At 58.8% G+C, this 24709-nt stretch carries 34 protein-coding genes; 6 read left to right on the forward strand and 28 right to left on the reverse strand.

Going from position 1 to position 24709, the window contains the following annotated elements:
• Positions 1 to 220: 220 nt before the first annotated feature.
• Positions 221 to 451, reverse strand: coding sequence for a hypothetical protein (locus TU79_RS16350; RefSeq protein ID WP_057008950.1), 231 nt, complete (start codon positions 449 to 451; stop codon positions 221 to 223).
• A 45-nt stretch (positions 452 to 496) separates the two neighbouring features.
• Here TU79_RS16350 and TU79_RS26090 point away from each other — a divergent pair, with 45 nt between their 5' ends.
• Complete coding sequence (locus TU79_RS26090) at positions 497 to 877, forward strand: hypothetical protein (RefSeq protein WP_139136784.1); 381 nt, start codon at positions 497 to 499, stop codon at positions 875 to 877.
• Between the two features lie 804 nt (positions 878 to 1681).
• A complete protein-coding gene (locus TU79_RS16360) occupies positions 1682 to 2293 on the forward strand; it encodes a type III secretion effector protein (RefSeq protein WP_231986796.1) in 612 nt (203 codons plus the stop codon).
• 386 nt (positions 2294 to 2679) lie between these two features.
• Here TU79_RS16360 and TU79_RS16365 read toward each other — a convergent pair whose 3' ends face one another.
• Positions 2680 to 3831 carry an MFS transporter gene (locus tag TU79_RS16365; RefSeq protein ID WP_057008952.1) on the reverse strand — a complete coding sequence of 384 codons (1152 nt, stop codon included), beginning with the start codon at positions 3829 to 3831 and terminating at the stop codon, positions 2680 to 2682.
• A gap of 576 nt (positions 3832 to 4407) precedes the next feature.
• Between TU79_RS16365 and TU79_RS16370 the strand changes: the two genes are divergently transcribed.
• The 4 genes from TU79_RS16370 to TU79_RS16385 are packed head-to-tail and all read left to right on the forward strand — an operon-like array spanning position 4408 to position 10199.
• The gene (locus TU79_RS16370; RefSeq protein WP_057008953.1) at positions 4408 to 6426 is read left to right on the forward strand and encodes a type VI secretion system Vgr family protein; all 2019 of its coding nucleotides are present in this window, start codon (positions 4408 to 4410) and stop codon (positions 6424 to 6426) included.
• Entirely contained in the window at positions 6426 to 7262 is an 837-nt protein-coding gene (locus TU79_RS16375) for a DUF4123 domain-containing protein (protein ID WP_057008954.1), read from the forward strand. Before TU79_RS16370 ends, TU79_RS16375 begins: the two co-directional genes overlap by 1 nt.
• Complete coding sequence (locus TU79_RS16380; RefSeq protein ID WP_057008955.1) at positions 7255 to 8031, forward strand: hypothetical protein; 777 nt, start codon at positions 7255 to 7257, stop codon at positions 8029 to 8031. Before TU79_RS16375 ends, TU79_RS16380 begins: the two co-directional genes overlap by 8 nt.
• An 11-nt stretch (positions 8032 to 8042) precedes the next feature.
• Entirely contained in the window at positions 8043 to 10199 is a 2157-nt protein-coding gene (locus tag TU79_RS16385; RefSeq protein WP_057008956.1) for a lipase family protein, read from the forward strand.
• Here TU79_RS16385 and codA read toward each other — a convergent pair.
• The 26 genes from codA to TU79_RS16505 form a co-directional block, all read right to left on the reverse strand.
• Positions 10196 to 11443 (reverse strand): cytosine deaminase, encoded by a 1248-nt coding sequence (codA, locus tag TU79_RS16390; RefSeq protein WP_057008957.1) that lies wholly within the window; start codon positions 11441 to 11443, stop codon positions 10196 to 10198. The two genes, TU79_RS16385 and codA, sit on opposite strands and share 4 nt — an antisense overlap.
• A gap of 130 nt (positions 11444 to 11573) precedes the next feature.
• Positions 11574 to 12014: a GNAT family N-acetyltransferase gene (locus tag TU79_RS25400; protein ID WP_082638539.1), complete on the reverse strand. Its 441-nt coding sequence runs from the start codon at positions 12012 to 12014 to the stop codon at positions 11574 to 11576.
• A gap of 84 nt (positions 12015 to 12098) precedes the next feature.
• Positions 12099 to 12455, reverse strand: coding sequence for a 6-carboxytetrahydropterin synthase QueD (queD, locus tag TU79_RS16400; protein ID WP_003237990.1), 357 nt, complete (start codon positions 12453 to 12455; stop codon positions 12099 to 12101).
• A 63-nt stretch (positions 12456 to 12518) separates the two neighbouring features.
• The gene (locus TU79_RS25405; protein WP_044483140.1) at positions 12519 to 12731 is read right to left on the reverse strand and encodes a helix-turn-helix transcriptional regulator; all 213 of its coding nucleotides are present in this window, start codon (positions 12729 to 12731) and stop codon (positions 12519 to 12521) included.
• The gene (locus TU79_RS16405) at positions 12728 to 12955 is read right to left on the reverse strand and encodes a hypothetical protein (RefSeq protein ID WP_057008959.1); all 228 of its coding nucleotides are present in this window, start codon (positions 12953 to 12955) and stop codon (positions 12728 to 12730) included. The genes TU79_RS25405 and TU79_RS16405 overlap by 4 nt, the downstream gene beginning before the upstream one ends.
• Positions 12956 to 12991: 36 nt before the next feature.
• Positions 12992 to 13468 (reverse strand): hypothetical protein, encoded by a 477-nt coding sequence (locus TU79_RS16410; protein ID WP_057008960.1) that lies wholly within the window; start codon positions 13466 to 13468, stop codon positions 12992 to 12994.
• 48 nt (positions 13469 to 13516) lie between these two features.
• Positions 13517 to 14887 carry a DNA-methyltransferase gene (locus TU79_RS16415; RefSeq protein ID WP_057008961.1) on the reverse strand — a complete coding sequence of 457 codons (1371 nt, stop codon included), beginning with the start codon at positions 14885 to 14887 and terminating at the stop codon, positions 13517 to 13519.
• Positions 14888 to 14936: 49 nt separating this feature from the next.
• On the reverse strand, positions 14937 to 15311 hold the full coding sequence (locus TU79_RS16420) for a hypothetical protein (protein ID WP_057008962.1): 375 nt from the start codon (positions 15309 to 15311) through the stop codon (positions 14937 to 14939).
• Entirely contained in the window at positions 15311 to 15742 is a 432-nt protein-coding gene (locus tag TU79_RS16425; protein WP_057008963.1) for a hypothetical protein, read from the reverse strand. Before TU79_RS16425 ends, TU79_RS16420 begins: the two co-directional genes overlap by 1 nt.
• A 50-nt stretch (positions 15743 to 15792) precedes the next feature.
• Positions 15793 to 16707 carry a hypothetical protein gene (locus tag TU79_RS26415; protein ID WP_197675624.1) on the reverse strand — a complete coding sequence of 305 codons (915 nt, stop codon included), beginning with the start codon at positions 16705 to 16707 and terminating at the stop codon, positions 15793 to 15795.
• Entirely contained in the window at positions 16704 to 16931 is a 228-nt protein-coding gene (locus TU79_RS16435) for a hypothetical protein (protein WP_057008964.1), read from the reverse strand. Before TU79_RS16435 ends, TU79_RS26415 begins: the two co-directional genes overlap by 4 nt.
• Positions 16932 to 17001: 70 nt before the next feature.
• On the reverse strand, positions 17002 to 17472 hold the full coding sequence (locus tag TU79_RS16440; protein WP_057008965.1) for a hypothetical protein: 471 nt from the start codon (positions 17470 to 17472) through the stop codon (positions 17002 to 17004).
• Positions 17469 to 18371 carry a DUF1937 family protein gene (locus TU79_RS16445; RefSeq protein ID WP_057008966.1) on the reverse strand — a complete coding sequence of 301 codons (903 nt, stop codon included), beginning with the start codon at positions 18369 to 18371 and terminating at the stop codon, positions 17469 to 17471. The genes TU79_RS16440 and TU79_RS16445 overlap by 4 nt, the downstream gene beginning before the upstream one ends.
• A 60-nt stretch (positions 18372 to 18431) precedes the next feature.
• A complete protein-coding gene (locus tag TU79_RS16450; protein WP_082638542.1) occupies positions 18432 to 19448 on the reverse strand; it encodes a DNA cytosine methyltransferase in 1017 nt (338 codons plus the stop codon).
• A gap of 83 nt (positions 19449 to 19531) precedes the next feature.
• Positions 19532 to 20164 (reverse strand): complement C1q domain-containing protein, encoded by a 633-nt coding sequence (locus tag TU79_RS16455; RefSeq protein WP_057008968.1) that lies wholly within the window; start codon positions 20162 to 20164, stop codon positions 19532 to 19534.
• 57 nt (positions 20165 to 20221) lie between these two features.
• Complete coding sequence (locus TU79_RS16460) at positions 20222 to 20536, reverse strand: hypothetical protein (RefSeq protein ID WP_057008969.1); 315 nt, start codon at positions 20534 to 20536, stop codon at positions 20222 to 20224.
• 69 nt (positions 20537 to 20605) lie between these two features.
• Positions 20606 to 21076: a hypothetical protein gene (locus TU79_RS16465; RefSeq protein WP_057008970.1), complete on the reverse strand. Its 471-nt coding sequence runs from the start codon at positions 21074 to 21076 to the stop codon at positions 20606 to 20608.
• Positions 21073 to 21318, reverse strand: coding sequence for a hypothetical protein (locus TU79_RS16470; RefSeq protein WP_057008971.1), 246 nt, complete (start codon positions 21316 to 21318; stop codon positions 21073 to 21075). The genes TU79_RS16465 and TU79_RS16470 overlap by 4 nt, the downstream gene beginning before the upstream one ends.
• A gap of 7 nt (positions 21319 to 21325) precedes the next feature.
• Entirely contained in the window at positions 21326 to 21823 is a 498-nt protein-coding gene (locus TU79_RS16475) for a siphovirus Gp157 family protein (RefSeq protein ID WP_057008972.1), read from the reverse strand.
• The gene (locus TU79_RS16480; RefSeq protein ID WP_057008973.1) at positions 21820 to 22551 is read right to left on the reverse strand and encodes a hypothetical protein; all 732 of its coding nucleotides are present in this window, start codon (positions 22549 to 22551) and stop codon (positions 21820 to 21822) included. The genes TU79_RS16475 and TU79_RS16480 overlap by 4 nt, the downstream gene beginning before the upstream one ends.
• A gap of 2 nt (positions 22552 to 22553) precedes the next feature.
• Positions 22554 to 22958 (reverse strand): hypothetical protein, encoded by a 405-nt coding sequence (locus tag TU79_RS16485; protein WP_057008974.1) that lies wholly within the window; start codon positions 22956 to 22958, stop codon positions 22554 to 22556.
• 398 nt (positions 22959 to 23356) lie between these two features.
• Positions 23357 to 23692, reverse strand: coding sequence for a hypothetical protein (locus tag TU79_RS16490; protein WP_057008975.1), 336 nt, complete (start codon positions 23690 to 23692; stop codon positions 23357 to 23359).
• Positions 23689 to 23826, reverse strand: coding sequence for a hypothetical protein (locus TU79_RS26095; protein ID WP_156418197.1), 138 nt, complete (start codon positions 23824 to 23826; stop codon positions 23689 to 23691). The genes TU79_RS16490 and TU79_RS26095 overlap by 4 nt, the downstream gene beginning before the upstream one ends.
• Positions 23823 to 24014 (reverse strand): hypothetical protein, encoded by a 192-nt coding sequence (locus TU79_RS16495; protein WP_057009109.1) that lies wholly within the window; start codon positions 24012 to 24014, stop codon positions 23823 to 23825. The genes TU79_RS26095 and TU79_RS16495 overlap by 4 nt, the downstream gene beginning before the upstream one ends.
• Positions 24015 to 24016: 2 nt before the next feature.
• Positions 24017 to 24445, reverse strand: a complete 429-nt coding sequence (locus tag TU79_RS16500) for a hypothetical protein (protein ID WP_057008976.1) — start codon at positions 24443 to 24445, stop codon at positions 24017 to 24019.
• 18 nt (positions 24446 to 24463) lie between these two features.
• Positions 24464 to 24703 (reverse strand): DUF551 domain-containing protein, encoded by a 240-nt coding sequence (locus TU79_RS16505; RefSeq protein ID WP_057008977.1) that lies wholly within the window; start codon positions 24701 to 24703, stop codon positions 24464 to 24466.
• Positions 24704 to 24709 lie beyond the last annotated feature (6 nt).

Below are 24709 nucleotides of genomic sequence, written 5' to 3' on the forward strand. Positions count from 1 at the left end.
CCACCCACTGATTGTTGAAAGTCCCTTGTGCTGACTGACGGGCAGCTCCGGAAGTTCAGGGCCATGCATGATTGTCCGCCAGGAACCGATTCCAGCGGATGCGCCACACAGGTGGTCAGTTAATGCGTTCCGGCCGCAGGTCGGAGCCCTCGACTGAAGACTGCCCTGTTCACTGGAGAAACCCATGTCGGTATCGACGACTGATCCATCCGTATCCACTTCATCCTTCCATGGCCACGCGCAGACCAATGCCAGGCCTGAGGAAACTACCCAGCGCTCTTTGCCAGCTGCGGCGCTCGTCAATGGGCAAAAAATGGCTAATGTGAGCTTTCATTTCCATCAACAACACGCCGGGCCGGTTTTCGGTCAGCCGCAAACGACATCGCTCAATCAGCACCAGTATCAGCACCAGCACCAGCACCAGCACCAGCACCAGCACCAGCACCAGCACGCCAAGCCTCAGCGCCCTGCGCCCTCGACGTGGGGGGTGCTGGCAATGCTCAGTAACTTGATGAGCCTGCTGGGGTTCGCCCGGCCACCGATGTTTTCGAGCTTGTCGACGAAGAGTAACGAGCAGTTGGCGCAGATGCTGCTCAATAACTTCGGCGCCTTCAGTCTCGATAACTCCGATAACTTCGATAACTTCGATGATTCGAGTGTGCCCGAATACGTCAGCCTCGACAGTATTCGATCCATGGCAAAAAGAGACTGGACCGGCGATCCACTCATTGACCAGAACATCCTCCTGGCCAAAGAGCTACTGAAGCGCCCGGCGCTCTTGAGAGGTCTCGATCAGCATGGAGTGACGGGTGCGCGGGATGGCCTCATCAGTTGGCAAGACCTCGTCAGCGTTATTCGTGGCCATACCCACGTCTAAGTACAAAAAGTGATGAGGAGCTGGCCGGGTTGATATTCCTGCATCTGGACAAATTGGAAAAAATCGGTGTGCGGAACCTGCAAATCGGTGACCTTGAAAGGTGCCCTGCCCAATCAACGATGTGGAAAGGTCTCCGCGGCCATCTGATTCAGATGGCCCGTGAAACCCTCAAACGTTTAAAGTCACTGGAGAAAAAATGGCCATGTTCAACATGGGTATAACGCAGGTATCAGCAGCTTTTCCCCGCTCTATCACTTGTTTCACTGACAGTTGCCCAGGCGCCACCCACCATGCGTGGCGCCTGGGTAATGGGTTGGCCGCCCGCCATGGCGCAAGGGTTTTTACATACTGTCATTGGTATTTCCCGAACGCTCGGAACTGGCACCCTCATCCGGCCACATATCAGGTGTTTGCCTGACCTGGAGTTTGCTCGATGACCGGGGTCATCACGTTGCCGCTCTCCAGGCAGGCCTATATTTGAAAGAGTTGGAGAAAACTCATGAGTATCGAGGGTGTATTACCTTACGCACGGCTTCCCGCGCTGGACACAACGGCTACGCGGCCAGCCTTGCCAACGCCGGAATCTCACCCTGGACCGTGGCCTGAAAGTCAGCCTGAAGGCTTGGTCCAGGCCCCACGCCAACCTTCGCGATTGCGTGGATCTCCGCCCGGGCTGCACCACCGAGCGTTGCAGAATCCGCCCTCCGGACGAACACACCTGTTGAAGGTCGATGCGACGACCCCCGATTGCCGGTTGGCTGCAGCGCTGGAAGAAAACTTTCACCTGTTGTGGCCTGTTTAAAGGTGGGCCGCTTACCCCTGTCAGCATTGCGCCAGTTTGCTGATCAAGCCCAAGGCGATTGTGAGAGACGCAACCGTTTGATCCGGGTAGTCGATGAAATTTTAAAACGCCCGCGACTGATTGACGCCATCTCGATGCCCGATGGTTACATTACCCGCGACAGCCTTAGAGCTGCCGCTTCGTTGATGCAGGGCAGCAGTTCGCCGTCTTTATTCAGCCTGGACACGTTTCATGGCAAGGGCAATCACGAGGTGGTGCTGAGCTTTAAAGAAGAGTTCGCAGGTTTGCGGGACCCGACCAAGGATCTCAAGTTTTTGTTTTGGGAGCTTCAGTACGTGGAAATCGCAAAACTCAGAGATGTCATGCGGGACCCTTACAAGCTCGATAAACATGGCAAGCCGGTGCCGGAACCGTCTACAGGCATGCTCATGCCTGAATACAGCGAGAACTGCGTTTACACAGCCATAAATCTCGTTAACAGACCGGGCTTGCTTTCTTCTCTGCGCCTTGCCAACTCCATGCAACTGTTGGGCAGGTTCTGTCCGCCGGGCTATCTTGGCAACTTGTGTCTGGATCTTTGGCTTGAGCAGGAGGCAGCGCGCAAGGCGCGCTGATCAACGCTATTGCCCTGCAAGCGATCGGGTTATGCGGGAACCATTTTTCGACGGTTTACCACGAACAAGACATCCACAGGTCGTTGTTTGCCCGTGGGTGTTTTCATTTACTGGAACAGGTCTGGATCATGAACTCGCCATCTTTTGAGTCTCGTCAAGCCCAGTACACCTTAACGCCCCTGCCTCCTGCTGCATGCGAGGGCCAGAAGCCCGACAAGTCCCCGCCGCAGGGTCTCAATCTTACCTCCACGCCTAAATTCAGCTTCAAGGCGCCGACTGCCGAGGACTTTGATAAAGGATCGAAAACAACCGCGCAAACGTCTGCGTCCGGCTCCACGGGGTCACTGCTCGCCAGCATCTGGAACCTGTTGTCCCGTCGAGCCTGATCATGTCCGCAGTATTTTTCCACTGACCGCTACAGCTGCCAGCAGGACCCCAATCAGCATGAAGGCGGTCGCCAGGCTGCTGCCGTGAGCGATGAAGCCGATCACGGCAGGGCCTGCCAGAATTCCTGCATAGCCCAGGGTCGTGATGGCCGGCACGGCAATGTGTTCCGGCATCACGGTCTGCTTGCCAACGGCGGTGTACAGCACCGGGACGATGTTTGAACAACCGGCGCCCACCAGTGCGTAACCGAGCAATGCCATTTCCCAGGCGGGAGAGAGTGTCGCGAGGAATATGCCGGCCGCTGCCAGCGCGCCGCCGACCACGATCACGCGCGTTGCGCCCAGGCGGCGCACAATGGCGTCACCGGTCAGGCGTCCGGCGGTCATGGTCAGGGCAAAGGCCGCGTAGCCCAGGCCCGCATAAGCTTCATCCAGGTCGCGCTCGGCACTGAGGAACACTGCACTCCAGTCCAGTACCGCGCCCTCGGCCAGGAACACGATAAAACACAGACAGCCGATAAACAGCACCACGCCACGGGGAATGGCAAACGCAGGCCCCGAGCTCTCACTGCCGTAAGGCAACAGATGCGGCCCGGCCTTGAGCAGCGCCACGACCATGACCACAATCACCACCAGCGTCGCCTGCAGTGGCGAACAACCGAGCCCCAGCAAACCCGCGACACCCGCCGCGCCGACAATGCCGCCCAGGCTGAACAACCCATGAAAACCCGACATCATGGTTTTGCCACTGGCGCGTTCGACGATCACCGCCTGCAGGTTGACTGTCGAGTCCACTGTACCCAGCCCCGCACCGAACAGAAATAACCCGGCCATCAGCAGCGGAATCGAACTGACCGTGGCGAGCAGGGGCAGTGCCAGACAGATCATGACAGTGCCGGCAGTCAGTACACGTCGGCAGCCATAACGCGACGCCAGCACGCCCGCCACCGGCATGGCGAGGATCGATCCGACCCCCAGGCACAACAGCAACAGGCCCAGCGTGCCTTCGTTCAAGTTCGCCCGCGCCTTGGCATAGGGCACCAGGGGGGCCCAGGCCGCGATGCCAAAACCGGCGATAAAAAAGGCGATACGTGTCGACATTTGTTCCAGCCGTCCGGGAACCACGGGGGCTGGGGAGGGGATGGCAGTCATGCAGAGTCCTTGGTTTGACGTTCAACTAACGATGTCCTGCGCGACATCCTTGCACATCAGGCCGTGCCGAGCGAGCGTGGTTGCATCGCCGTTTACGGCAGGAATCGGCGGTATTGAATATTATTTTTACAAATGCGGGAACGCTCGGCGCGTCACTGACCACAGAAAGGCCATCGAGCCCGTGGGAGGGAGCCTGGAAGGTGTGCAGTCCCTGAGAGAAAGGTTGAACCCCGGATTTCTTGCAGGGAGTTGCCTCTTTCAGTCTGCCTCCCATGGGGTCGATTTTGTGTGGTGAGCCGATACTTTTATGAACAGTGCCTACAACTTTTTAGTTATGTGCCTACGAACTAACGTACGAAATTTCTTAATGCGACCAACCCGTCTTATGCCCGTGCTTATTGTTTTGTAAAAGACACTTCCGTCCCCGTCGTACGAAACTTCTTTTTTATTTCTGAAAGGCCGCATTTTTCCTGAAATCGCTAAGCTTCAGGGCGTTCAGGCACTTTTTTTCGCCGCCCAGCGAGCAGTGGCGAGGGGAAGTATTTCAATCAGGAAGTTGATTGGCGGTTACCTACGATGGCGGAAGCATTTGTTTCTTCACGGTTTAAATTAATCTCTCCAGGGCTGGATACGGACTTGCAGGTAGTGGCGTTCAAGGGTATTGAGGCCATTGATCAGCCGTACTTCATTCAGGTGCAGTTAGTGAGCGAAAATCCCTCGATTGACCTTGAGGCCTTGCTTCATCAACCCGTCTTCCTGTGTCTGGGCGAAGTCGATGAAGGCCTGCATGGTCAGGTCTACAGCATCGGGCGCGATGACCCTGGTACGCGGCTCACGCGCTACCGGCTTACCCTGGCTCCGCGCCTGGCGTGCCTGGCTCATCGCTGCGACCAGCGCATTTTTCAGCAGCGCAGCGTGCCGCAGATCATTGCTGCGGTGCTCGAACACCACGGCATCCTCGCCGACGCCTATGCTTTCGAACTGGGGCCGGTGGTTTATCCGCCGCGCACGTTCTGCGTGCAATACGCGGAGACAGACCTGCATTTCATCCAGAGACTGTGCGAAGAAGAGGGCATCCACTTTCACTTTCGCCACACTGCAGACAATCATCTATTGGTGTTCGGTGATGACCAGACGGTGTTCCAGCACCTGTCCGCGCAACGTTACAGCGCGTCAGCCGACCCGCTGCCTCAGGGCGCCCGCGTGGTCCGTCGCTTCGACCGGCGGCTGGCGACACGCAGCCGGCAAACCGTGCGCCGTGATCATGACTTCGAGCACCCTTCGTTGTGCCTGCAGGACACCGCCGGGGATGCTGGTGCGCAACCCCATCAGGATTATCAGTACCCCGCAGGTTTCACCAGCCATGTACGGGGTTTACAACTGGCGCGACGTGGCCTGGAGCGCCATCAAAGCGATCGACATCGCGTGCTCGGCAAAAGCGATCAACCTGCGCTGCGCAGTGGTCACTTCCTCCCGTTGCAGGATCACCCCGACCCGGATTGCAACGACCTATGGTTGCTCACATCCGTGCGCCATGAAGGTTATCAACCGCAGGTGCTGGAGGAGGCGGTGTTCGAGGCTGGCGAGTTCCGTGGCTATCGCAATCGCTTCACCGCCACCCCCTGGCGTGCTGTGCACCGCCCGCCTCTGAAGCATCCCAAGCCAACCATCAACGGCAGCCAGACCGCGACGGTGACCGGGCCTGCCGGGGAGGATGTGCATTGCGATGCCTATGGCCGGGTGAAAGTTCGCTTTCATTGGGATCGCCTGCACGAGAGCGACGACAAGAGCAGTTGCTGGGTGAGGGTGGCATCGGGATGGGCAGGAAATGGCTTCGGCGCGATGATGATTCCACGGGTGGGAATGGAAGTGCTGGTGACGTTCCTGGAAGGCGATCCGGATCGGCCACTTGTCAACGGCTGCCTGCCCAATGCGTCACACCTGCCCACCTACCCATTGCCACAACACAAGACACGCAGCGTGTTGCGCAGTTGCAGCTCGCCCGGCGGTGACGGTGCCAATGAACTTCACCTTGAAGACCGGCGCGGCGAGGAGCTCATCTTTCTGCGTGCCCAGCGTGACCTGGAACAACAGGTGGGGCATGACAGTCGCCTTGAGGTGGCCGGGGAGCGGCACGAAGTCATTCGCGGAGTGAACACGATACGTCTGGAAAGCGAAGACCGTCGTCATGTCGTCGGTGATCGCAACGTGGTGCTGGAGGCGCATGACCACCTCGATGTGCACGGCGACAGCCTGACCCATGTTGGCCAGACCCTGGTGATCGAGGCCGGGCAGCAACTGCACTTGAAGGCCGGAGCCAGTCTGGTGATTGATGCGGGTGCGCAACTGAGCCTGAAGGCGGGGGGAGAACACCTGGTGATCCAGGCCGGCGGTATTTTCAGCAGCCGGCCCATTACCCCGGGAGGGGCGCCGTCCGTCACACGGTCGATCAGTGCGGCGCCGACGGCTGCTCCGAGCATCTCCACGGCGCAGGATGGGATCATGCGCCTTGCTCGAAAACTGGACGCGGATTTCTGCCCACTGTGCGAGCGCTGCCGCGAAGGCCTGTGCGACATGCTCGGGAGGGCTGCCTGATGGAGCACCTGCCCATTGAATGGATCGCCCGGCAACAACAGGCGGGACGGCGTCTGTGTCTGATTCTCGAAGGAAGCAACCGTGCGTGCCAGCCACTGCTGGCCGCGCGTGAACCACTGAACTATCGCAGCCTGTACAGCGAAACCGCTGCCGCGGAACTGGCGAGCTCAGGTCCCGTGATCCTGCTGTTGGAGCATTTGAATGAGCCCGCTCTGGTTGACCTGTTGCAGCAGCCCGAGGCTCATTGGGGCTGGCTGGGTAGTCTGGCCGGTGAAGACTTGACCAGCGTGACGCGACATTGGCGCGAGCGGTTGCTCATGGGACCGGCGGGGAGTCAGGCGCTCTACCGTTTCCACGACAGTCGCACTTTCGCCCGTGCCCTGGCCTGTCTACCGAAAGCGCACTGGCCGCTCTTTCTCGGCCCTCTGATCAGCGTGTGCTACTGGCATGCAGGCACCTGGCGGCAAGCTGAGAACCCTGAACCCGGAGAATACCCGGTACCTGATCCGGCCCCATGGCTGGCCGTCCCAAACCCACAGGCTGAGTCGATCCTGCACGCCAACATCCTGCGCTATCTGTTGACCGAACACAGCGAAAGCCTTGTTGCGCTGTTTGAATTCCAGGACCCCAGAATCTGGTTGACGCACGTATTGGAACAGGCACGTGCCTGGCAATGGCGTGGGACGGAGCAGCTGGAATTCCTGGTGGTGCGCAGGCTGGAGGAAGCAACACAAGGCAGCATTATTCATTGGCCGCCGAGAACGGGCGAGACGCCGCAAGAGCATTTTGCACGGGTAGCGGGGCAGTGGCGCAGGGTTGGACGCGGGCATGAATAAGTGGGTGGGAGTGACGTTATTTGTCTTTGTGATGGCGGGGCTTTATGGGTGTGCGGGGAGGGCGGCGGAGCGCTTTACGTTGGAGGTGGATTTGCCTGCTGGATTTAAAATTAAAACGGCTGCCAATTATCGACCTGCGACGGGGGAGACCTGCACGCTGCCCCGACGTCGGGGCAAAAGACCTGAACGGAAGGTGTTTTCTTCTGAGTACGCATCGGTAGCGAGTCGAGTGAGTTATGAGCTTCCTCTGACCGAAACGACGGACGGATGTCCCCTGGTATTACGCGACGTGGAGTTTGATATTTATGCAAAGTGGGGCGCGCGGTACTCGGATGTGGCGGGAGATATCACGAGCATCTTTATCGGTGATGGAGCAGCGGCGGTTGCCTCACCCGAAATGGGTTCGGGTGTTCAGGTGTTACGCCAGCAATGTCAGTGGTTGTTTCGAACCGCAGGGCCCCAGCACGCAATCATCAAAGTTCTTAAATGCAATTCGGTAACCGGTGAGGAAGACGAGCACAAAAAATCCGTGGCGGTTGAACGAGACCAGCTTGCGAAGAAAATCCTCAGGGTTGTCATAGGCGTCATCAACGAAGAGCGACCTTACATGGGTGACAACTGGGTCCAGTTTCCACAGGGCTGGAAGCGTTGTCGGGGAAGCAGCCTGGAGGACCAAAACGCTTTTTGCGCCGCAAACACGGTGGACTTCAAGTCTTTCAAGATGCCCGATGGACGTAGATGCACTATTTATCCAACCTGCACTGAATAAGGATATCCAGTATGGCAATTGAGCAATGGAAGCAGCCTTTTTTTAACGAAAGAATGCCTGCTTGTGCATTACGTGGTGATTGGCTGAGCTTCCGTCTTGTGGAGGCATCAGGGGAAGGAAAAGCCTATGGAGGGCTTGCCTACGAGGTTATTGACAGTGCCGGACAGAGACACAAAGGGCAGTTGGACGGAAATGGTTTTGCGCGGCTGGAGGATCAATGCAAAGGTCCTGTCGTGCTGATTTTCAATGCACTCTATGAGGTGGGAGAGAGCGTGTATCAGCACTTGCAGAAGCGCAGTAGTTATCCATTACTGATTACCGACCTCCAGGTCAGAGCTGAAAAAACGCGATTTCTCGATCCTGTAGCTGAGCGTAATGAGAAGAACCCGGCCTGGAAGAAGGGAGATCATTACTATCAGGTTGAGGTGCGTGATCTGGTTCGACACGGGGCCCATTTACCATCGTTGACTCCCGGCATTCATGGAACCCAACGACACGCGTTAAAGATGGTGGCCGAGTTGGGTTTTGGTCCTCCTGAACAGGCACTGTCAGGCGTCGTGTTGTTTCCAAACCGGCATACGGTTCTTGAGGTTCGGCCCTTACGTGCGCTTCGGCCAATCCTTTCCAGTGATGATCAGTTCTGCGCCTTGAATCTTTATCAATTGGCGCTGATGTCTACTTTGAGTTACTGCGGTTTTGGTCAGGAACCTGCGGATAAACCAGTGGATGAGGTGCATTTCTCGCTGGAGCCCAGTGTGGGAAATGTCTTCGCACAAAAGCTTTCAGGGTATCAGCAGGCATGGAAATTTGACGGCGGGCAGGTGCGGCGCTTTTATCCCTTGTATGAAGAGGTACCGTACTCCAAACGTTTTGAAATATTGCCCTTCGACCCTGAGTTGTATCCGCAAAACTCTCCAGACTTGGGGAAGGCCCAGGAACATCCCGCCAAATTGCATTTTTTTGACGATGAGGCGTTTGGCACTGATACCCAAGCCTTTATCTGCCATCACGATGAGATTGTCTTGATTGCTGTGCGCGGTACCGCCAGTACATCTGATGGATTAAGGGACGCAAATGCTCACCAGGTGTCCTTTTCCGAGGGGGTCGGCAAAGTTCATCAGGGCTTTTACCAGGCATACGGTGCCATGCGCGATTTTGTGTTGCGATATCTCAGCCTGTTTCATAGGGGGCAACGCATCATCATTTGCGGTCACAGCCTGGGCGGCGCAATTGCCTTGCTATTGGCTGAAGGACTGCGTCGCGTCCCTGACCGAGATTACAACCCACTCCTCTACACCTATGGCGCCCCCCGCGCCGCCGACGCCGAATTCGTCGCCGGCGCGTCCCGCCTGGTGCACCACCGCATCGTCAACCACAACGACCCCGTGCCCAGCGTCCCGGCCACCTGGATGAACACCACCGCCAAGCTCTGGATTCCCGGTGCCGTCGCATTGTTCAGTGCCCCCGGCCCCGGCGGCTTGTTGTTCGCCGCCGGGCTGGTGCGTGTGGGTGGCGCCCCCTATCAGCATCATGGCGAACAACAGCATTTCATGCCGATCAAGCTGCCGGATGGCACGCAGTCTTCGGTGTTGTGGAAACCCGGTTGTGAGTCCATCCAGGAAGCGGCCTGCAATCGTGCCCTGCAGCTGCACGGTGACATGCCCGCGCGTGACAACCTGTTGAAACAGCTGTTCCAGGCCAGCCAGCATTTCATGACCGCCAGCTATATACCGGCTGCCTGGGCCACCTTGCGTCGTTGGCAGCAGACCCTGGAGAGCCAGGGTACGTTGGTCACGCCGAGGGAGTTCGAATGGATCGACCGAGCGCTTGAGCATATGGGCCAACAACTGCGCAACAGAAACCGCGAACTTGATCGTCGTCGGCCGACTAACCTGCGCAGTCACGCGCACCCACTTAGTCAGGCCTTGAGTGCAGAGGTCGACCGCTTGCGCAGCAGCCGCGAGCGCCTGCAGAGCTTGCGCTGGCGCCGCCTTGATGCCCGCGATGTCTATGGCAGTCACGCCGACGCACCGCACCTGCAACCCAGCCTCAAACGCTGGTTCAGCCATCGCGAGAACCGCGAATTGTCCCAGGTTGCAAGCATTCCGCCGCCCACCCTCAACGATAGGGGAAGGGCCCATACACTGGATATCGACTCGATCGTCTAACCCGCAGCGTGCAAAAACTCCACCTGCGCGGGCTGGCGTTTCATCAGCACCTTGCCATTGCGGATCGAGTACAGCGGCAGACCCTGGCTGCGAATCACCTCATAGTCGCTGTCTGCCGAGAGAATCAGCAGGTTGGCCGGTCGCCCGGGTGCCAGGCCGTACCGGTCACCCAGGGCCATGGCCCTCGCGCTGTTGTCGGTGACCAGATCGAGGGCGCTTTGCAGGTTGCGATAGCCGAGCATATGGCAGATATGCAAGCCCGCTTCCAATACGCGCAGGATGTTGCCGTTGCCCAACGGATACCACGGATCGACGATGGAGTCCTGGCCGAAGCACACGTTCATGCCGGCCTCCAGCAGTTCATTGACGCGCGTAACGCCACGGCGTTTCGGGAAACTGTCGAAGCGCCCTTGCAGGTGGATGCTTTCGGTGGGGCAGGATACGAAGCTGATGCCCGAATGCCCCAGCAGGCGGAACAGCTTGGCGCAGTAGGCGTTGTCGTAGGAACCCATGGCCGTGGTGTGGCTGGCGGTGACACGGGCACCCATGTCGCGGCTGCGCGCTTCTTCAGCGAGTACTTCAAGGAAACGCGAGTGGGGGTCGTCGGTTTCGTCGCAATGCACGTCCACCAGGCAGCCGGTGCGCTCGGCCAGGTCCATGAGAAACTTCACCGAGCTTACGCCCTGGTCACGGGTGTACTCGAAGTGCGGTATGCCGCCAATCACGTCGGCCCCCAAGCGAATGGCTTCTTCCATCAGCTCGCGGCCGTTGCGGTAGGACTCGATGCCTTCCTGGGGAAAGGCGACGATTTGCAGGTCGATCAGGTGCGCACTTTCCTCGCGCACCTGCAGCATGGCCTTGAGCGCGGTAAGGTCCGGGTCGGTGACATCGACGTGGGTGCGCACATGCTGGATACCGTGGGCGGCCAGGGCCTGGATGGTCTTGCGGGCGCGGGTGCGGGTGTCTTCCCCGGTGATGGTGGCCTTGCGTTCGCCCCAGCACTCGATGCCTTCGAACAGCGTACCGCTCATGTTCCAGCGTGGTTCGCCGGCCGTGAGGGTGGCATCGAGATGGATATGCGGTTCGACAAAGGGCGGTATCACCAGATTGCCGGCGGCGTCCAGGTCGTCAGTCGTTAACGCAGGCGCGGCGGTCTGTGCAGTGATGCTGGCAATCCGGCCATTCTCCAGATGCAGATCATGCAGGCCTTCACGGTTGCGCAGGCGGGCATTGATGATGTGCATGGGCAAGTTCCTCTTGGCTAAAAACAATCAGGCGGTCGACAGATTACCATCGGCAAGGGTAGGGCTCATGGCTGTGCTCACGCAGCGCGAACGCGGCGCAGCAGTGAGGCACATTGGATCGGTCGCTGAGTCAGAGTTGTTTGCTCATATACACCCTGCGCAGGCCATTCTCGACACAATGATGGGTTTTTACATAGCCTCTGCGAGTGTAGATCGCAATATTCTCGGTCATGGCTTCATTGGTGTAGAGGACGATGTTCGAATAGCCCGAGTCAACCGCCTGTTGCTCGGCAAACTCCATCAACTGCCGCCCGAACCCGAGGCCCTGGGCATTCGGGTCGACGGCGAGGTTATCCAGCAAGAGCGCATTACTTGCAGCGGCCAGGATGATAACGCCCTGAACCCGTCCGCCATTGTCCAGCACATGCACACCGCCGCAGGCAACCCGTTGGTGATAGTCCTCCAGCATCGGACCGGGTTTACGACCGATGCGCTCTATGTAAGGCGCATAGGCGACCTGGACAATGAGTTCAATGGCAGTGACATCGTGGGCGGTAGCGGGGCGTATCATGGTTGTGGGCTCCGTCGAAAAATGACTGGCATGTGACCGTGCACAAAAAAGCCACCCGCAGGTGGCTTCCCTTTCATCAATCGCTCACTCGCCGCGATAGATGCAACCGCTGGTGCAGGTCTCATGGATGCGGATCGCGCTGAGTTCCGGCAGCAGAGGTTTGAGTTCGGTCCAGATCCACTTGGCCAGCACTTCGCTGGTGGGGTTTTCCAGGCCGGGAATATCGTTGAGGTAATTGTGGTCGAGGCGTTCATAGAGCGGCTTGAAAATCGCCTTGATCTCCGAGAAGTCGCGAATCCAGCCGGTATGGGGGTCCAGATCGCCGCTGAGATGGATCGCCACCTTGAACGAATGCCCATGCAGGCGCCCGCATTTGTGGCCTTCCGGCACATGGGGCAGGCGGTGGGCGGATTCGAACGTAAACTCTTTGAAGATTTCCACGGTATAACCTGTAAGGCAGGGTTTTAAAGGGCTCTGTGCGATTGTCAGTTATTGGTGTACTGATCAATGTACTGATTGGTCGTTGCTGGGCGTAATTGAGGTCATCCATTCGGCGATTGCCGACTGGCGCCAGGCGACTGAGTTGGGACCTATTCTAACCTGTTTTGGGAAGGTCCCCTCTCTGATCCGACGATAAACGGTATTACGCCCCAGGCCGGTCGTGTGAAGCACCTCATCCAGGCGCAGGAAGCGATCGATATTTTCTGCTCTGTTCATGGCTCTCTCCGTGCGCCAGCGGTAGGCCGCGCTGTCTTGATGATGTGAACGGCCAGGCCGAAGGTGATCAGCATCCAGGCGCAGGTGCCAGCGAAGGCGTAGATCACCGCTTCGGTGGTGCCGGTGGCCAGCAAGTCAGGCCCGAACCAGAAGATCCATCCGAGTGATCCGACCAGGTACAGCAAAGCGCCCAGTACAATCAGGGTGAGTTTCATAGCGAACATAGGGTGTCCTTGCCGCGCAGGGCGGCTGAAGGTGGGTTATCTGATTTGCTTGGCGAGCAACTCGGTGGCGGAGACCAACGCGCTACCGGCCCTTCTCGCCGAGACCTCTCCGCCGGTGAGCGCCTTGCTCAGGCATTCGGTGACGAGCTCCAGCGCGGATATCAGTTCTTCTGTATTGGCGGATGAATCACGACCCATATCCCAGAAGGTTTGCGCCCAGTGGCCCGCTGGGGGCGGGCAACGGTCTTGGGCTCCGAATGCCAAGGTTCCAACAATCGCGTCACAAAGGTCGCGCTTGTAGGCATTGTCGCCGTCGATGCTCAGGCCGTTGCGGCGAAGCGCGTCGAGGGCGTTGTTCAGGTTCGACTCGGGCGAAGGCAGCACCAGGTCAAAGTCTTTCTTGCCTGGGCGGCAGGCCACCACCAGCAGTTCGCAGTCAAGCGGCAGGTGTTGCGCCATATCCGAGATCGCTTCGATAGCGGCTTCGCGGAATGCATTCTTTTCTTCGGACATAGGAATACCTCGCCCGCCGCTCACCGGCAGGCATGTAGGGGGGTGGGGTTAGGCTGTTGCGAATAGATCGAGTTGGTCGGATTCGACCTTCTGCTCTTGCTGCCGGAGTACTTCGAATTCGATGCGCGCCCGGGCGATCGCCGCGTAATGCTCGTCAATCTCGCAGCCGATGAACTCGAAGCCTTCGCGCATTGCTGCTTTGCCGGTGCTGCCAGACCCCATGAATGGGTCCAGTGCTACACCGCCGGGCGGCGTCACCAGTCGAAGCAGGTATGCCATCAGGTCGGTAGGTTTGACGGTTGGGTGGTTGTTGCCCTTCGTTTCAGTCGTCTCGACCTTGCGCAGGGTGGTGCCCATTTTGAACTGGGGTCCTGGGTTGACCATCCCTTCGTGCCGATCGGTGCGGCTGGTCTTTGCGCAGTAGAAGAAGCGGGCGGCGCTGCCGGTATCCAGCCGGCGATCGCCGGGCCTCATCTGAAAACCAACGACACCGTTATTTTCACTGCCTGCACTTGCCTCCATCGCGCGCCCGCGCTTCATCGCTCCGTAACAGTTTTGTCCGGCCCGCAGTGTTTCGCTGGTGCTGGCGGCGGCGAGCTGACCAGGTGCTTCAGGAAACATGGCCAGCACGGCATCACTTCCGTCATGTATAAGATTTGCCGGCCATCTGCCCAAGCAACTGGCCTTGTCGACGTTGGCGGTTACTTTTTTGCCATGGGCGACTACGTGTTCTGCGTCATGCATCCAGGGTCTCGACCAGCCTTCTGGCTTGGATGCTTTCCCGCTCTCATCGCCGCCGCCGAGCCGCTCGCCCGTAGGATCAACACGGCAAGCATCGATGTTTAGGGCACCGGTCCCGTGCTCGGTAACGTTAGATGCGACCGTTCCAGGAAACGGTTTGCGCGCCATACAGATTGGTTCGTGCGCTGGCTTCAGTGCGGTTCCCCAGCCAGCACGATCTCCCTTTAGGTTGTGCGACTTCGGGAATCCTGAGCCAAACACCCACATGATCTGGTCTCGGATCTCGAAGCCAGCCATTTCAATACCGACCGCCATGTGGTGGTAAGTGCGTGCCGCCGCGAACGAGAGCAGGTGACCGCCGGGCTTGAGCACTCGCAGGCATTCGGTTGCCCACTCCAGAGTGAAGGCCTGGAAGGCGCGCATGCCTTCGGGCGTCAGGTCATACTTGCCGGCCTCGGCAGCCACTGACCTGTGACCACCATTTGGACCGCAGGCCGAAGCGTGCGAAGGCATGCTGGCTCGGTAAGCGGCTCGAGCCTCGATGTCTTGGCCATCCCAGCTCTTGCCCATGAAGCGAATACCGTAGGGCGGATCGGTGACCACGCTGTCGATACTGTTGTCGGGCAGCGTCCGCATCGACTCAATGCAGTCGCCGATCAAAACGCGATGCTGTTTCATGGCCTTGGCCCCTTGTAGATGAAGACGTAGGCGAACCAGAGGGTGGCGATCATAGTAGGTGCGCTCCTGCTTCCAGTAGGCCGTCTCGGTCTAAGCGCAGGTTGTCGCGCTCATGCCTGAGTTCGTCGCGCTCCCTTAGCAAAGCCTTGATTGCCGTTGAGATGTTCCGGTGGCCGAGGGTGATGGTGATGGCCTGGGCCTCGTCGAAGAGCTTGATCTTCTGGTCTCGGTCGTCCGCTGCTCGCGCTGCCAGCTCTTTTTCGTGGATATTGAGGCAGCGCTTGCAGGTGACGTACCGCCAGTCATTGGTGAGCTGTTCGTCGGCCATGTCGCCGTCTGTGCCGCAGTAGACGTGCTCCGGCGGATCCTGATCTGCCTCGGTGCCGCCATCCCAAGGGTATAGGTGAACCGCACGCCCGCTCATCAGCACTCGCTCCAGTTCATGGCCTGGATGTATTCGCACGGGACCATCAGCCTGTCGGGCGGCACGGTGCTCGCGGTACGGGTATCGCCGAAATACGCAATCGCAGCCTGTGCGCGCTCGAGCGCCAACTGGGCATGGCGCATCTGCCAGGACTTGCGCTGCTTGTAAGAGCGCAGCGCCAAGGATTTATCGGTATACGCGAACCTTCGGCCGTGCTCGCCGCCATCCTTCAGCACGCGCTTGCGGTACTGCTTCAGCAGGGATTCACGCTGCGAGCCACCGAAGAGGTTGTCGTGGAATTCATCCACGATGTACCAGCACTGCTCGGTTTCGCCGATAACCACGAATTTTTTGCAGGTGACTTCCAGGCCTTTCGGGTCGAGCTCGTCGACGTAGCGATAATGGTCCGGGCCGAGTTTTATCTTTTCCATGGTCGAGCTCGTCCTTGCCGCTATAGCGGCTGACATTGAAGGGGGAGGGGTTACAGAGAGGGGTTGAGGCGTTTCAGCTCGTCGAGGCAGGAGTTCCAGCCGATATTTCCGTACCACTCAGCATCGGTACCTCCGAACGACTTGTTCACATCAGGCTTGCGCTCAGGCAGCACCACCGCTACCGGCGCGGGCTGCTCGCGATCTGGATACGCGCCGGGCAGCGGAGACATCGCTGGCTTGGCGGCCTGCTTGGCGCGGATCTGCTCGACCTTGGTCCAGATGCGGGCCAGTTCGGCCTCGCCGGCGGCATGCATGTCCAGGCCGGCGGCGAGGCACAGTGCGGCCAGCGTGACCATCACACCGCCGACTTCCTGCGATTGCTCACCGGCAGGGCGGCCGTAGACGTACTCGACCAGCTGATGCGCCTCGGTCGCGGTACAGCCGCATGCTTGCACCAGCTCAAGCGCTTCCTCAAGGAAACGATGGTTGCGCTCTTGGCGATCAGCGGCAATCGCCTCTCCGAAGCACGCCATCATCCAAGGCTGCACGCGAGATTGGAAAGGCGCGGGCCGCTCGGCGTAGAGCCTCACCTGCTCGCCATGCTTGAGCGAGACAGTGCTGGCGTAGATCGCATGGGTTATACCAACCGAGGTCATCACGCCCTCGATGATTGCGTCAGGGTGGCGCACCACCGGCTCGCCCTGGGTCTGGGCGGCTGTCTTGATCAGCTCCAGCAGGCCATAAGCCTGCTCTGCCTCGATCACGCTGCAATTGTTGTGTACTAGGATCGGGCGGCCCGCAGAGTGGTCAATGGCCCAGCCCATCGGGTTGAACTTTTCATCAGGCGCATCCAGCAGGGCGCGCACCTTCTTTGCGTCTTTGGTCATGTGATGCTCTTCGAGCAGGCCCGCGTAGTTCTCGACCCACTCACGCGGCACGCCGTCAATCGTTTGGTTGGTGGTCATGGCTTCACCGTTTCATTTGTGGATACGTTGCGAACAGAGAACAGTTTGTAACCCTTCGGGATCGAGTCGGGATACTGGGCGGCTTTGACCACCTCACTGATATCATCGGTGCCCAAGTCTTCTGACTTTACCGTGAATCCCTTTTTGCCCCACTTGGGATCGGGGCGCATGCAATCGGCAAGCGTGTAATCTTCGCGCCGATATTCAATGCTGAACACCGTCATAAATCACCTCAGCAAATCAGTTGTGCCAGTGCCAGCAGGCACCAGCAGTAGGCGGGGAGTTGGGCGCGCATCAGAACGGCACGCACTTGGCGCAGTTTGCCGTCCAGCCCTTGGAGCCGCAGCCTGTGCAGATGTGTTCTTCGGTAGCGGGCTCTGCTGGCTTGAGTGCGGCGTCTGCGATCATCTGGCAGACCTCAACAGATGGTTCAGGCATGCGCATATCTGCCTCTGCATACGCATCCAAGCGCGATTTGATCTTGCGTAGCGCGGTCTCCAGCACATCCGCCCTCTCGCGCAGCTTCAAGCATTCGGCGTTCTTGTTGAGGTATGCGCCGCCAGCACGATCCAGATCTTCATCCGCTGCGGTCAGGCGCTGTTGCAGGGCGAAAACTTTCTCCTCGCGTTGAAGATTCAACTCGTGCCACCGCTCAAGGGTTTCCCTGGCCTCGTCAAGCCGGGCGGTTACCAGGTCGAAGTCCGATGCGCGCACGCACAAGATATTGGATGCCTCGTGGCACCAGAAGCTTTTTACCTCGCTCATACAGCCTCCCTCGTTACCAGATCATGGGCATCCACAACGGTCATGCCGGAGAATTCTTCAGCAGTCGGCAAGTCTTCCAGGCAGCCGAAGATCGGCATCCCCAGCTCGCGGGCACGGCGCACCTCGCCCAGCGTACCGGCGCTGTACCGCCAACCATCAATCAGGACAACTGCGTCACAACGCTCCATCAATGCCAGTGTGCCGTCGAGGAAGAATTGATCTTGATCGGGCAGGTCGTCATCGAAGTGCGCGGTATTGGTATGTGGGCAGATTGGAAACCAACCCAGACGCGCCGTGGAGACGGCTACGGCCCTCGCTGCCGATATGTTGTCGGCAATCTTTTCCCGACTGGCCGCCCGGTATGGGCCGGCCACATACACGACAGGGATTTTGCTGCGCATGGTTGCCGGGTTGCGGCCGTGGTTGCCGTGGTACTTGTGCTGCAGTTCGAACGATCTCCGCGCTGCTGCGGCCTCAAACAGCGAATCGAATCTTCCTAGGAAAATCTGCCGGTTGTTTTGATAGGCATATGCCTTCCAGGTTGAGCGCTCATCCCAAGAAACGCCGCGAACACCTGTCAGGTTTCCGCTATTGAGTTTTTGATTCCTGGCGTTTTCCAAATAAGTGGCGGGCCTGAGGTTGCTCCACCGGTTGTCCGCGCGATCGCCGTTTATGTGATCAACCAGGTCAGGAGGAAACTCACCGACCATAAACAGGAACGCGAGTCGATGTAGGTAGTAGGGCTTTTTGTCGATTACCACCTTCAAATAGCCCTTCCGATCTTTGGTGTTCGCCGCGGTACCAGCGGCGGTTCGGCTGCGTCCAATAACCCAGGTGAACACGCCGGTGACTGGGTTGTAATGCAGCAGCTCTTTCAGCTTTGCCTGAGATATGGACATTACGAGTTCCTGCCGGGCCATGCCCGGGCGGTGGAGTGGGGGGGGGGAAGTTACGCGGCGTCAGTCGTTGTCGATCGAGAGCAGGGGGAATGCTGTTGCTGCCACTCGCGGAACCTGTCCATTTCCAAGGGCTTTAATTCGGTCCACCCGATGGGCCACCCCATCAGCCACTCGACCCATTCCGGGTTCAGCTGGCCACCGTCGGAAGCCATCACTGCGTGGTCGATTCGGTCGTTCACGCGGCTCTTGCCGGACTTGCGTATCAGGCTCGCCGGTGACGATCCTTTGCTCGCGCTCGCGCACGGCGTCGGCCAGGACCGGGCGGATACCGCTTCGATCAGCGTTCCGCCTTCCCGACTCTTGCGCGGCGTCACCCTGCCGCCCTTCCTGGCCAGTGTTGCCGTGGGCGTTGGCCATTGTTTCACTGCACTGCTCAGGCCCCAGCCGGCATTCTTGCTGCTGCCCGGCTGGTTGTGGTTTCCGTGCACCGTCGGCGTCGGCCAGAGCATTGCCTCGGCTGACAACTTCGGCTCGCCCCGACTGTTCCACTTTCCGCCCGGCCGGCTCACTGCATCGTCCGCGACTATCGTTTGCCACAATCCAGATGCGGTCGCGCTGATGGGGCGCTCCGCAGTCGGATGCTGAAACAATGCACCACTGCGCGTCATACCCCATTTCGGCAAGGTCACTGAGGACCAGTGCAAGTCCTCTTCCCACAAGCAAAGGTGAGTTTTCCACGTAGACGAATCGAGGTCGTACCTCGCCGATGATTCGCGCCATTTCCCGCCAGAGGCCAGAGCGGGCGCCATCGATGCCGTCGCCATTCCCGGCAGCTGATATGTCCTGACACGGGAATCCGCCAGAAACCACATCAACAAGGCCGCACCATGGTCGTCCGTCAAAACTGCACACGTCAGACCAAATCGGGAAAGTTGCGAGGGCTCCATCGTTTTGTCGTTGCGCCAGAACTTGTGCGGAGTAGGCATCACGCTCAACGGCGCAGACGGTGCGCCACCCGAGCAGGTGGCCGCCGAGAATTCCGCCACCAGAGCCTGCGAAAAGAGCCAGCTCATTCATTTATCCTCCGTGCAGCCGACTGCCTCGCCGGCTGGCGCTGTTCTGTGATATGGGGTATTAAGGGTGACCGGCATGGAGCCGGATCAAGGAGTGTTGCTTGTTCCGCAGTTGCGGCAGTCTTCGCGGTAGCGCTGCATGTCGCCGATGAAGCGGCCGCAACCGCCGCAGTTGAAAACTTCTTCACGGGGTTTTTTCGGTTTCGCCAATTTGATTCCGGTGCCGCGCAAAGCCTGCTTGAGATCAACGTCCTGGCGCCATACAAGCCTGCGGCGGATTGAGTCGATATATTCGGCAGACCATAGCTTTCGCGATCCCGCCGATAGGTCGGCGGCGAACTCTATTCGCGATTGCTCCAAGTTCAGATTGCAGGCGCGACCGAGGTCTGCGGTCACTTGGCCCTTGTTCCAGCCCATCCAGTAGACATCATTGCCGTTCCAACTGCCTGGCACTTGCAGGTAAACGCGGCACCCCGGCTCCAGCATGGAGTTGCTGGCTTGTTCGTCCATCAATTGGCAGTCGACGCCATAGTGGGCGCGTTCATCAATGTACCGCTTCGGCCATGGGATGTCAGTGTCACGGTGCCCGCAGGCCTTTTCTTTGGTGTACAGCTCGCACTTGTCCAAGTCGGTGTAGTAGCCGCGGTGCTCCTTTCCGTGGAAGGTCAGGCCATCACCGACGTGACTGCGGCTGTCTTGTAGGTAGAACTGATCGTCCATGGATTATCTCCAGTCAGGCGCCGCCCTCCGTTTACCGGATGCAGCGAGTAGGGTGGGTTATGCTTCTTCGGCGTCGAGCCGTGATGCTTGGCGTTGGCCGTGGCTGTAGATTTGGTGCGCCACGTTTTCGTCAACAACGATTTTGTGGCGCGGATAACGCAAGAACTCGATCAGTTCGTTGTCGCCCATCAAGTCCATCTTCATGATGGCGATCTGCAGAACCTCGCTGATGATCGGCACCTTGCCGCGAAGCCGGATACGCTCCATGGCCTGCTCGATGCCGGGCCTGACCTTGTGCCGCAATTCCTTCTCGGCGACAGCCAGGCGCTTCTGCGCAGCCTTGGCCGATCTTTCCTGCACTGTCTTGGCCATGGCCTACCTCTTCTATTCCGCTGGCCAGCAGTGCGAGCCAGGTTTGTCGTTTGCGTTGCTGGGTGCGGGCTATGCGGCGCATGAATCGACTTTCACTTGATGCCAGGCGCCGACGGCTTCGAAGATCCGCGCGGCGTGCGCCTCGTCCAGCGATATCGCTTCGGGAATAGCAATCCAGCCCGACGCCACCATCTGGCTTTGATTTGCCTCGTCGCGCAGCTTCTTGTAGCAATGCTCGATTACGTCTTCCAGGTGATCGGAGAGGTAGTTGCCATCCGGAGCGACTTCCACCGACTTGCTGTAGCGGTCGCCGCGGGCGTCGATACACAGGGCGCTGAGGTAGATCGTCCACCGGTGAGGAATTCCGCAAACGGCCTGGCCGATCTTGCCGGGCGCGATGTTCTTCAGCGACTTGTAATTGATCATGCCCTGGCGGCCGCTGGGATCGATGTTCACCACCGCGACGTGGTTGGAGGCGAGCAGCGAGCGGCACGACCGGGCGATTCGTGCTTGCAGGTTGTGAGGCTTACGTTTTTTCATAATGCCTCCGCCAGTTTGCGCAGCGCCTTGCGTTCTGCAGCCGTGATATCCGGCTTGCGGCGCTTGAGGATGGTTTCGGGGTCGACCTTGTTTGTGCGTTTCGGCGGTACCGGGTTGCCCGACATGCTCGGCACTTGGGCGACGGCGCCGCCCGACGCCAGGAACTGCGCCGTGCGCTCCGAGATTGAATCGGCGTGCTGGCGATGCTGCTCTACCAGACTGAGGTTGTTGCTTACGTACATGCTGACCTCACTTGATGCTGATCGAGCTTTTGCCGATCTCTGAGTGGGCGCCGGGGACTTCCTGGCCTTCCTTCAATGCCTTGGCGATGGCCGCCTTGTCCGGTGCGCTGGTTACTTTGACGTTGACGAATTCGTCAGCAAGGGCCTTCTCGTCGTCAATAACCACGATGGGCTTGCCCTTGCCGCATGTGATGGTGAACAGCGGGTGGGTAATCTTGGTGATCCCTGCCGCGTCCATGTTGCTGCGCAGGTACTCCTTGAGGCTTTCCTTGCGGTTGTTGATGATCCGCTTGCGCTCGGTCAGCCGGTCAATCTGGGACTGTATTGCCTCAAGGTCGCCGTCGATGTTCAGGGTGATCATGGCGATGGCCTTGCCCTTCTCCTGAAACTCGCCTTCGATCCCTTCCATCGTGTCGCGCAGGGCGATGGCAAGGTCTTCGTCGGCGGTCTCGGCCAGGACGGCCAGTTCTTTGAACTGTTCAGCAATGGTGTAGAGCGTGGTCATGCTGCTGACTCCTGATCAAAGCGGGATTTCTGCTCGTCGTACTCGCGCACGATCCGGGTGACGGCTTTCGTGTCGCTGCGCAGCGTCAGGCGGCGCACGGCAACGTCATGGAACGCCTTGAGTTCCTTGGGCGTTTTGGCGGTCTTCAAGGATTCAATGACGGACGCGATGTAGTCCAGTCGCTCCTGCTTTTGGCGCTCTTCCTCGGCGACCTTGTCTTCGGCCTGCTCTATCGCTTGCTCATCAGCCAGAGCGCTGACGTAGTCCTTGTCGTCGAACATCCCCAGGAACACGTCGGCGCTGAACCCGAGCGAGCTCAAAGCCTTCTTGATGGCGTCTGTGAGGCTTTTCTTTGGGGCCTCACCGTCTGTGAGCATCCCGTACGACGCCTTGTAGATGTAGTTTGTGCAGCCATACGATTCGATTTCGCCGCGCTGGCCGTCGAGCATGAACCAGAAGGCGATACGCACAGTGTGGTTACTGGTAAAGCCCAGGCTAGATCGCTTTTCACCTTCGCCGATGAACACCTCGACGCCAGGGTCGAAACGCTCTTCCAGCACTTTCCAGCCGAAACCGATGCCTGCCGGACCGAACACTTCGGTGGCCTTCATGATCATCGCCGTACCGTTCAGGCTGGTGATCTGCTGGCCGCCGACCTTGGCGTCTTTGGTGAACCTAGTATCGGTTTTTTCGACGCGATTCCAGATCTGCATGTTTTTGTCGGACATGATCAAAACTCCAGGTGCGCGTAAAGCTCTTCAGCATCAGCAAACACCTGGTACGCATCCTGTTCGGTTGCGTATTCCGTGAAGTGTTCATCGTATGCGTGGTGATAGTCGGCGCCGACTTGGTAGCAGGAGATTTCACCCTTATCATTTCGGTGAATTCTCAGAAAACTCGGGCCTTTGTGGAGCGGAAGGCATGCCGCCGCATCCTGAAACATGCTGTCGCCATCGAATTTTCCGAAGAGACGATGACCTGGGTAGATGTACGCATAAACGGCCCAGCGATTGACGCCTTCATACGGGTCAAGCGTCGAAGGCGTAACCGAGTGGCGTGAGATCTCGACGGTGAATTTGTTGTTTCGGCGGGACCACAAGTCTTTCTTGCTCCATGCACTTTTTGTATCGGACATGACTATCTCTCCGCGCCACCGGAGAGGGGCGCTGTGAAGGGGGTTATTGAGTGATCAGGCCGCCAATGGCTGGGCCAAGTAGAACGATGGTGAGGAAGGTCAGGCCAACGATGGCCGAGGTCAGGCGGATGGCGCGGCGCCGGTCGCGCTGGCGGGTGGTCATTCGTAACCCCTTGCCTCATCAGCCCAGGCCTTGCAGGACGCGATGTGCTGAGAGTATTTCCGCCACTTCCGCTTTTCTTCGGAAGCCATGCTTCGAAGGCAGTTCTTGCAGGTGACATGCTTGCGTATGCCGGTCTCCTGAATTTCACAACCGTCGATCCTGCAATGCGCGCTGCACTCGCAGTCATCCACCGCCGCGCAATGGTGCTCAACCAGATGCACAGATTTCACTCGGTTCACGGCTCCACCTGCTTGCGGTAGCCGAAGTCGACGATAGCGTGGCGATATCGATCCTTTACTTCATCGTCGCACTTGTGCCACTTGCTTCCTGGATTCAGCACCTTGAATAGATTCTGAGCAATCTTTTCACGCTCTTCCGCCGCGATCTGCTCGGGCGTGCGAATGGGGCGAAACGTACTTGACCATCCCGTCAGGCGTCCGCCGCCATGCACAACCACGGCAGAACCTTCATGATCAGGGTGATGCCAAACCACAACGGCTTCAGCCCACTGGAATTTCATGCTTGGAAGCATCGCTTCACACACCGTCCCAACAGGCGGCAGGCCGTTCATGACACCCTCGCAATCAGCATGCCGCGCCGCTGAGTGATGCGAACCCGGGTAGGCAGGTCCGCGACCAAAGAAAAGCCCTGACGGTACAGGGCTTGTTTAAGTGCTTTGTGGTTTCGGGCGATGATCGAGATCATGCGGCCTCCTTGCGCCTGGAGACGATCTTGTTGAGTCGCCCACAGTAGTGGTTGAATTCGGCGATGGTGATACGATCGTCTAGCATCATTTCGTTCAGATTTTTCTGGATCATCACCGACCAGCTGACCGGCGTTTTGAGATCCTCGAGCGCTTCCAGCTCTTCGCCGATTAGGACGTGTGCGCTCAGTGTCATAGTTCGTCGTCCTCGGCCTGGGCGGCCAGTGCATCGTCAGCGAGGGGCCGAAGTAGGGCCTCTGCAATTTCGCCAAGCTTGCCGAAGGGGTGGTCGCTTCGCCCCAGCAACTCGGCGGCGGCGTCTTTGTCAGCTCTCCCGCAGCTGTTGGCGATCAGCAGCCAGCCAAGTGCTGGTGTGCCGACCTCACAGCTCGCCTGTCGGATGTTCGCCAGTTCGTCCGCCGCCAGTGCCAGCTGGGCGACCGTGACGACCTGAGGCCTGCGCAGGCGCCGCTGCACCTTCACGTCTTGGCCGAAGCGCACCAGTTGCTCCGTGGCGTTGTAAAGCCACTCCCTGCGGGCAATCTCCACCGCCGACTCGCTCACTAGAGGCGGCAACTGAGCGTCGTAACGCTCCTGGCATATCTTCAATGCTGCGTTCATGGTCGCCTCCAGGCTTGGTTATTCGGTGGGCGGGGCTGGGAGTGGCTGCCAGTGGGTTGGCTCCATTGACCCATCAAAGTCGGTTACGAGATTCCCCAGTCCGTCATCTGCGGCCGGGTGAAAGTCATGGTCATCTTCTGAGTAGATCGTCGGCTCAACCCAGCGACCCTTGGTTGGGTCTCTGAAATTCCATCCGGATCCGATAACAAGCACGCCATCATCTGGCAGCCTGTCCTCAACCTTGATCCATTCGCTCATGGCGAC

Source organism: Pseudomonas trivialis (assembly GCF_001439805.1).
Taxonomy (GTDB): Bacteria; Pseudomonadota; Gammaproteobacteria; order Pseudomonadales; family Pseudomonadaceae; genus Aquipseudomonas; species Aquipseudomonas trivialis.

Bases quoted from the DNA above. Each gene is read 5' to 3' on its own strand.
- TU79_RS25400 (WP_082638539.1), bottom strand. From the start codon at position 12,014: ATGATACGCCCCGCTACCGCCCACGATGTCACTGCCATTGAACTCATT.
- TU79_RS16380 (WP_057008955.1), top strand. From the start codon at position 7,255: ATGAATAAGTGGGTGGGAGTGACGTTATTTGTCTTTGTGATGGCGGGG.
- TU79_RS26095 (WP_156418197.1), bottom strand. From the start codon at position 23,826: ATGATCTCGATCATCGCCCGAAACCACAAAGCACTTAAACAAGCCCTG.
- TU79_RS16405 (WP_057008959.1), bottom strand. From the start codon at position 12,955: ATGTTCGCTATGAAACTCACCCTGATTGTACTGGGCGCTTTGCTGTAC.
- TU79_RS16375 (WP_057008954.1), top strand. From the start codon at position 6,426: ATGGAGCACCTGCCCATTGAATGGATCGCCCGGCAACAACAGGCGGGA.
- TU79_RS16480 (WP_057008973.1), bottom strand. From the start codon at position 22,551: ATGTCCGACAAAAACATGCAGATCTGGAATCGCGTCGAAAAAACCGAT.
- TU79_RS25405 (WP_044483140.1), bottom strand. From the start codon at position 12,731: ATGAACAGAGCAGAAAATATCGATCGCTTCCTGCGCCTGGATGAGGTG.
- TU79_RS16475 (WP_057008972.1), bottom strand. From the start codon at position 21,823: ATGACCACGCTCTACACCATTGCTGAACAGTTCAAAGAACTGGCCGTC.
- TU79_RS16410 (WP_057008960.1), bottom strand. From the start codon at position 13,468: ATGTCCGAAGAAAAGAATGCATTCCGCGAAGCCGCTATCGAAGCGATC.
- TU79_RS16500 (WP_057008976.1), bottom strand. From the start codon at position 24,445: ATGAACGCAGCATTGAAGATATGCCAGGAGCGTTACGACGCTCAGTTG.
- TU79_RS16445 (WP_057008966.1), bottom strand. From the start codon at position 18,371: ATGTCCATATCTCAGGCAAAGCTGAAAGAGCTGCTGCATTACAACCCA.
- TU79_RS26090 (WP_139136784.1), top strand. From the start codon at position 497: ATGCTCAGTAACTTGATGAGCCTGCTGGGGTTCGCCCGGCCACCGATG.
- TU79_RS16365 (WP_057008952.1), bottom strand. From the start codon at position 3,831: ATGACTGCCATCCCCTCCCCAGCCCCCGTGGTTCCCGGACGGCTGGAA.
- codA (WP_057008957.1), bottom strand. From the start codon at position 11,443: ATGCACATCATCAATGCCCGCCTGCGCAACCGTGAAGGCCTGCATGAT.
- TU79_RS16425 (WP_057008963.1), bottom strand. From the start codon at position 15,742: ATGGAAAAGATAAAACTCGGCCCGGACCATTATCGCTACGTCGACGAG.
- TU79_RS16435 (WP_057008964.1), bottom strand. From the start codon at position 16,931: ATGACGGTGTTCAGCATTGAATATCGGCGCGAAGATTACACGCTTGCC.
- TU79_RS16455 (WP_057008968.1), bottom strand. From the start codon at position 20,164: ATGGACGATCAGTTCTACCTACAAGACAGCCGCAGTCACGTCGGTGAT.
- TU79_RS16505 (WP_057008977.1), bottom strand. From the start codon at position 24,703: ATGAGCGAATGGATCAAGGTTGAGGACAGGCTGCCAGATGATGGCGTG.
- TU79_RS16385 (WP_057008956.1), top strand. From the start codon at position 8,043: ATGGCAATTGAGCAATGGAAGCAGCCTTTTTTTAACGAAAGAATGCCT.
- TU79_RS16450 (WP_082638542.1), bottom strand. From the start codon at position 19,448: ATGAATGAGCTGGCTCTTTTCGCAGGCTCTGGTGGCGGAATTCTCGGC.
- TU79_RS16470 (WP_057008971.1), bottom strand. From the start codon at position 21,318: ATGTACGTAAGCAACAACCTCAGTCTGGTAGAGCAGCATCGCCAGCAC.
- TU79_RS16490 (WP_057008975.1), bottom strand. From the start codon at position 23,692: ATGAACGGCCTGCCGCCTGTTGGGACGGTGTGTGAAGCGATGCTTCCA.
- TU79_RS16440 (WP_057008965.1), bottom strand. From the start codon at position 17,472: ATGAGCGAGGTAAAAAGCTTCTGGTGCCACGAGGCATCCAATATCTTG.
- TU79_RS16370 (WP_057008953.1), top strand. From the start codon at position 4,408: ATGGCGGAAGCATTTGTTTCTTCACGGTTTAAATTAATCTCTCCAGGG.
- TU79_RS26415 (WP_197675624.1), bottom strand. From the start codon at position 16,707: ATGACCACCAACCAAACGATTGACGGCGTGCCGCGTGAGTGGGTCGAG.
- TU79_RS16415 (WP_057008961.1), bottom strand. From the start codon at position 14,887: ATGAAACAGCATCGCGTTTTGATCGGCGACTGCATTGAGTCGATGCGG.
- TU79_RS16460 (WP_057008969.1), bottom strand. From the start codon at position 20,536: ATGGCCAAGACAGTGCAGGAAAGATCGGCCAAGGCTGCGCAGAAGCGC.
- TU79_RS16485 (WP_057008974.1), bottom strand. From the start codon at position 22,958: ATGTCCGATACAAAAAGTGCATGGAGCAAGAAAGACTTGTGGTCCCGC.
- TU79_RS16420 (WP_057008962.1), bottom strand. From the start codon at position 15,311: ATGAGCGGGCGTGCGGTTCACCTATACCCTTGGGATGGCGGCACCGAG.
- TU79_RS16465 (WP_057008970.1), bottom strand. From the start codon at position 21,076: ATGAAAAAACGTAAGCCTCACAACCTGCAAGCACGAATCGCCCGGTCG.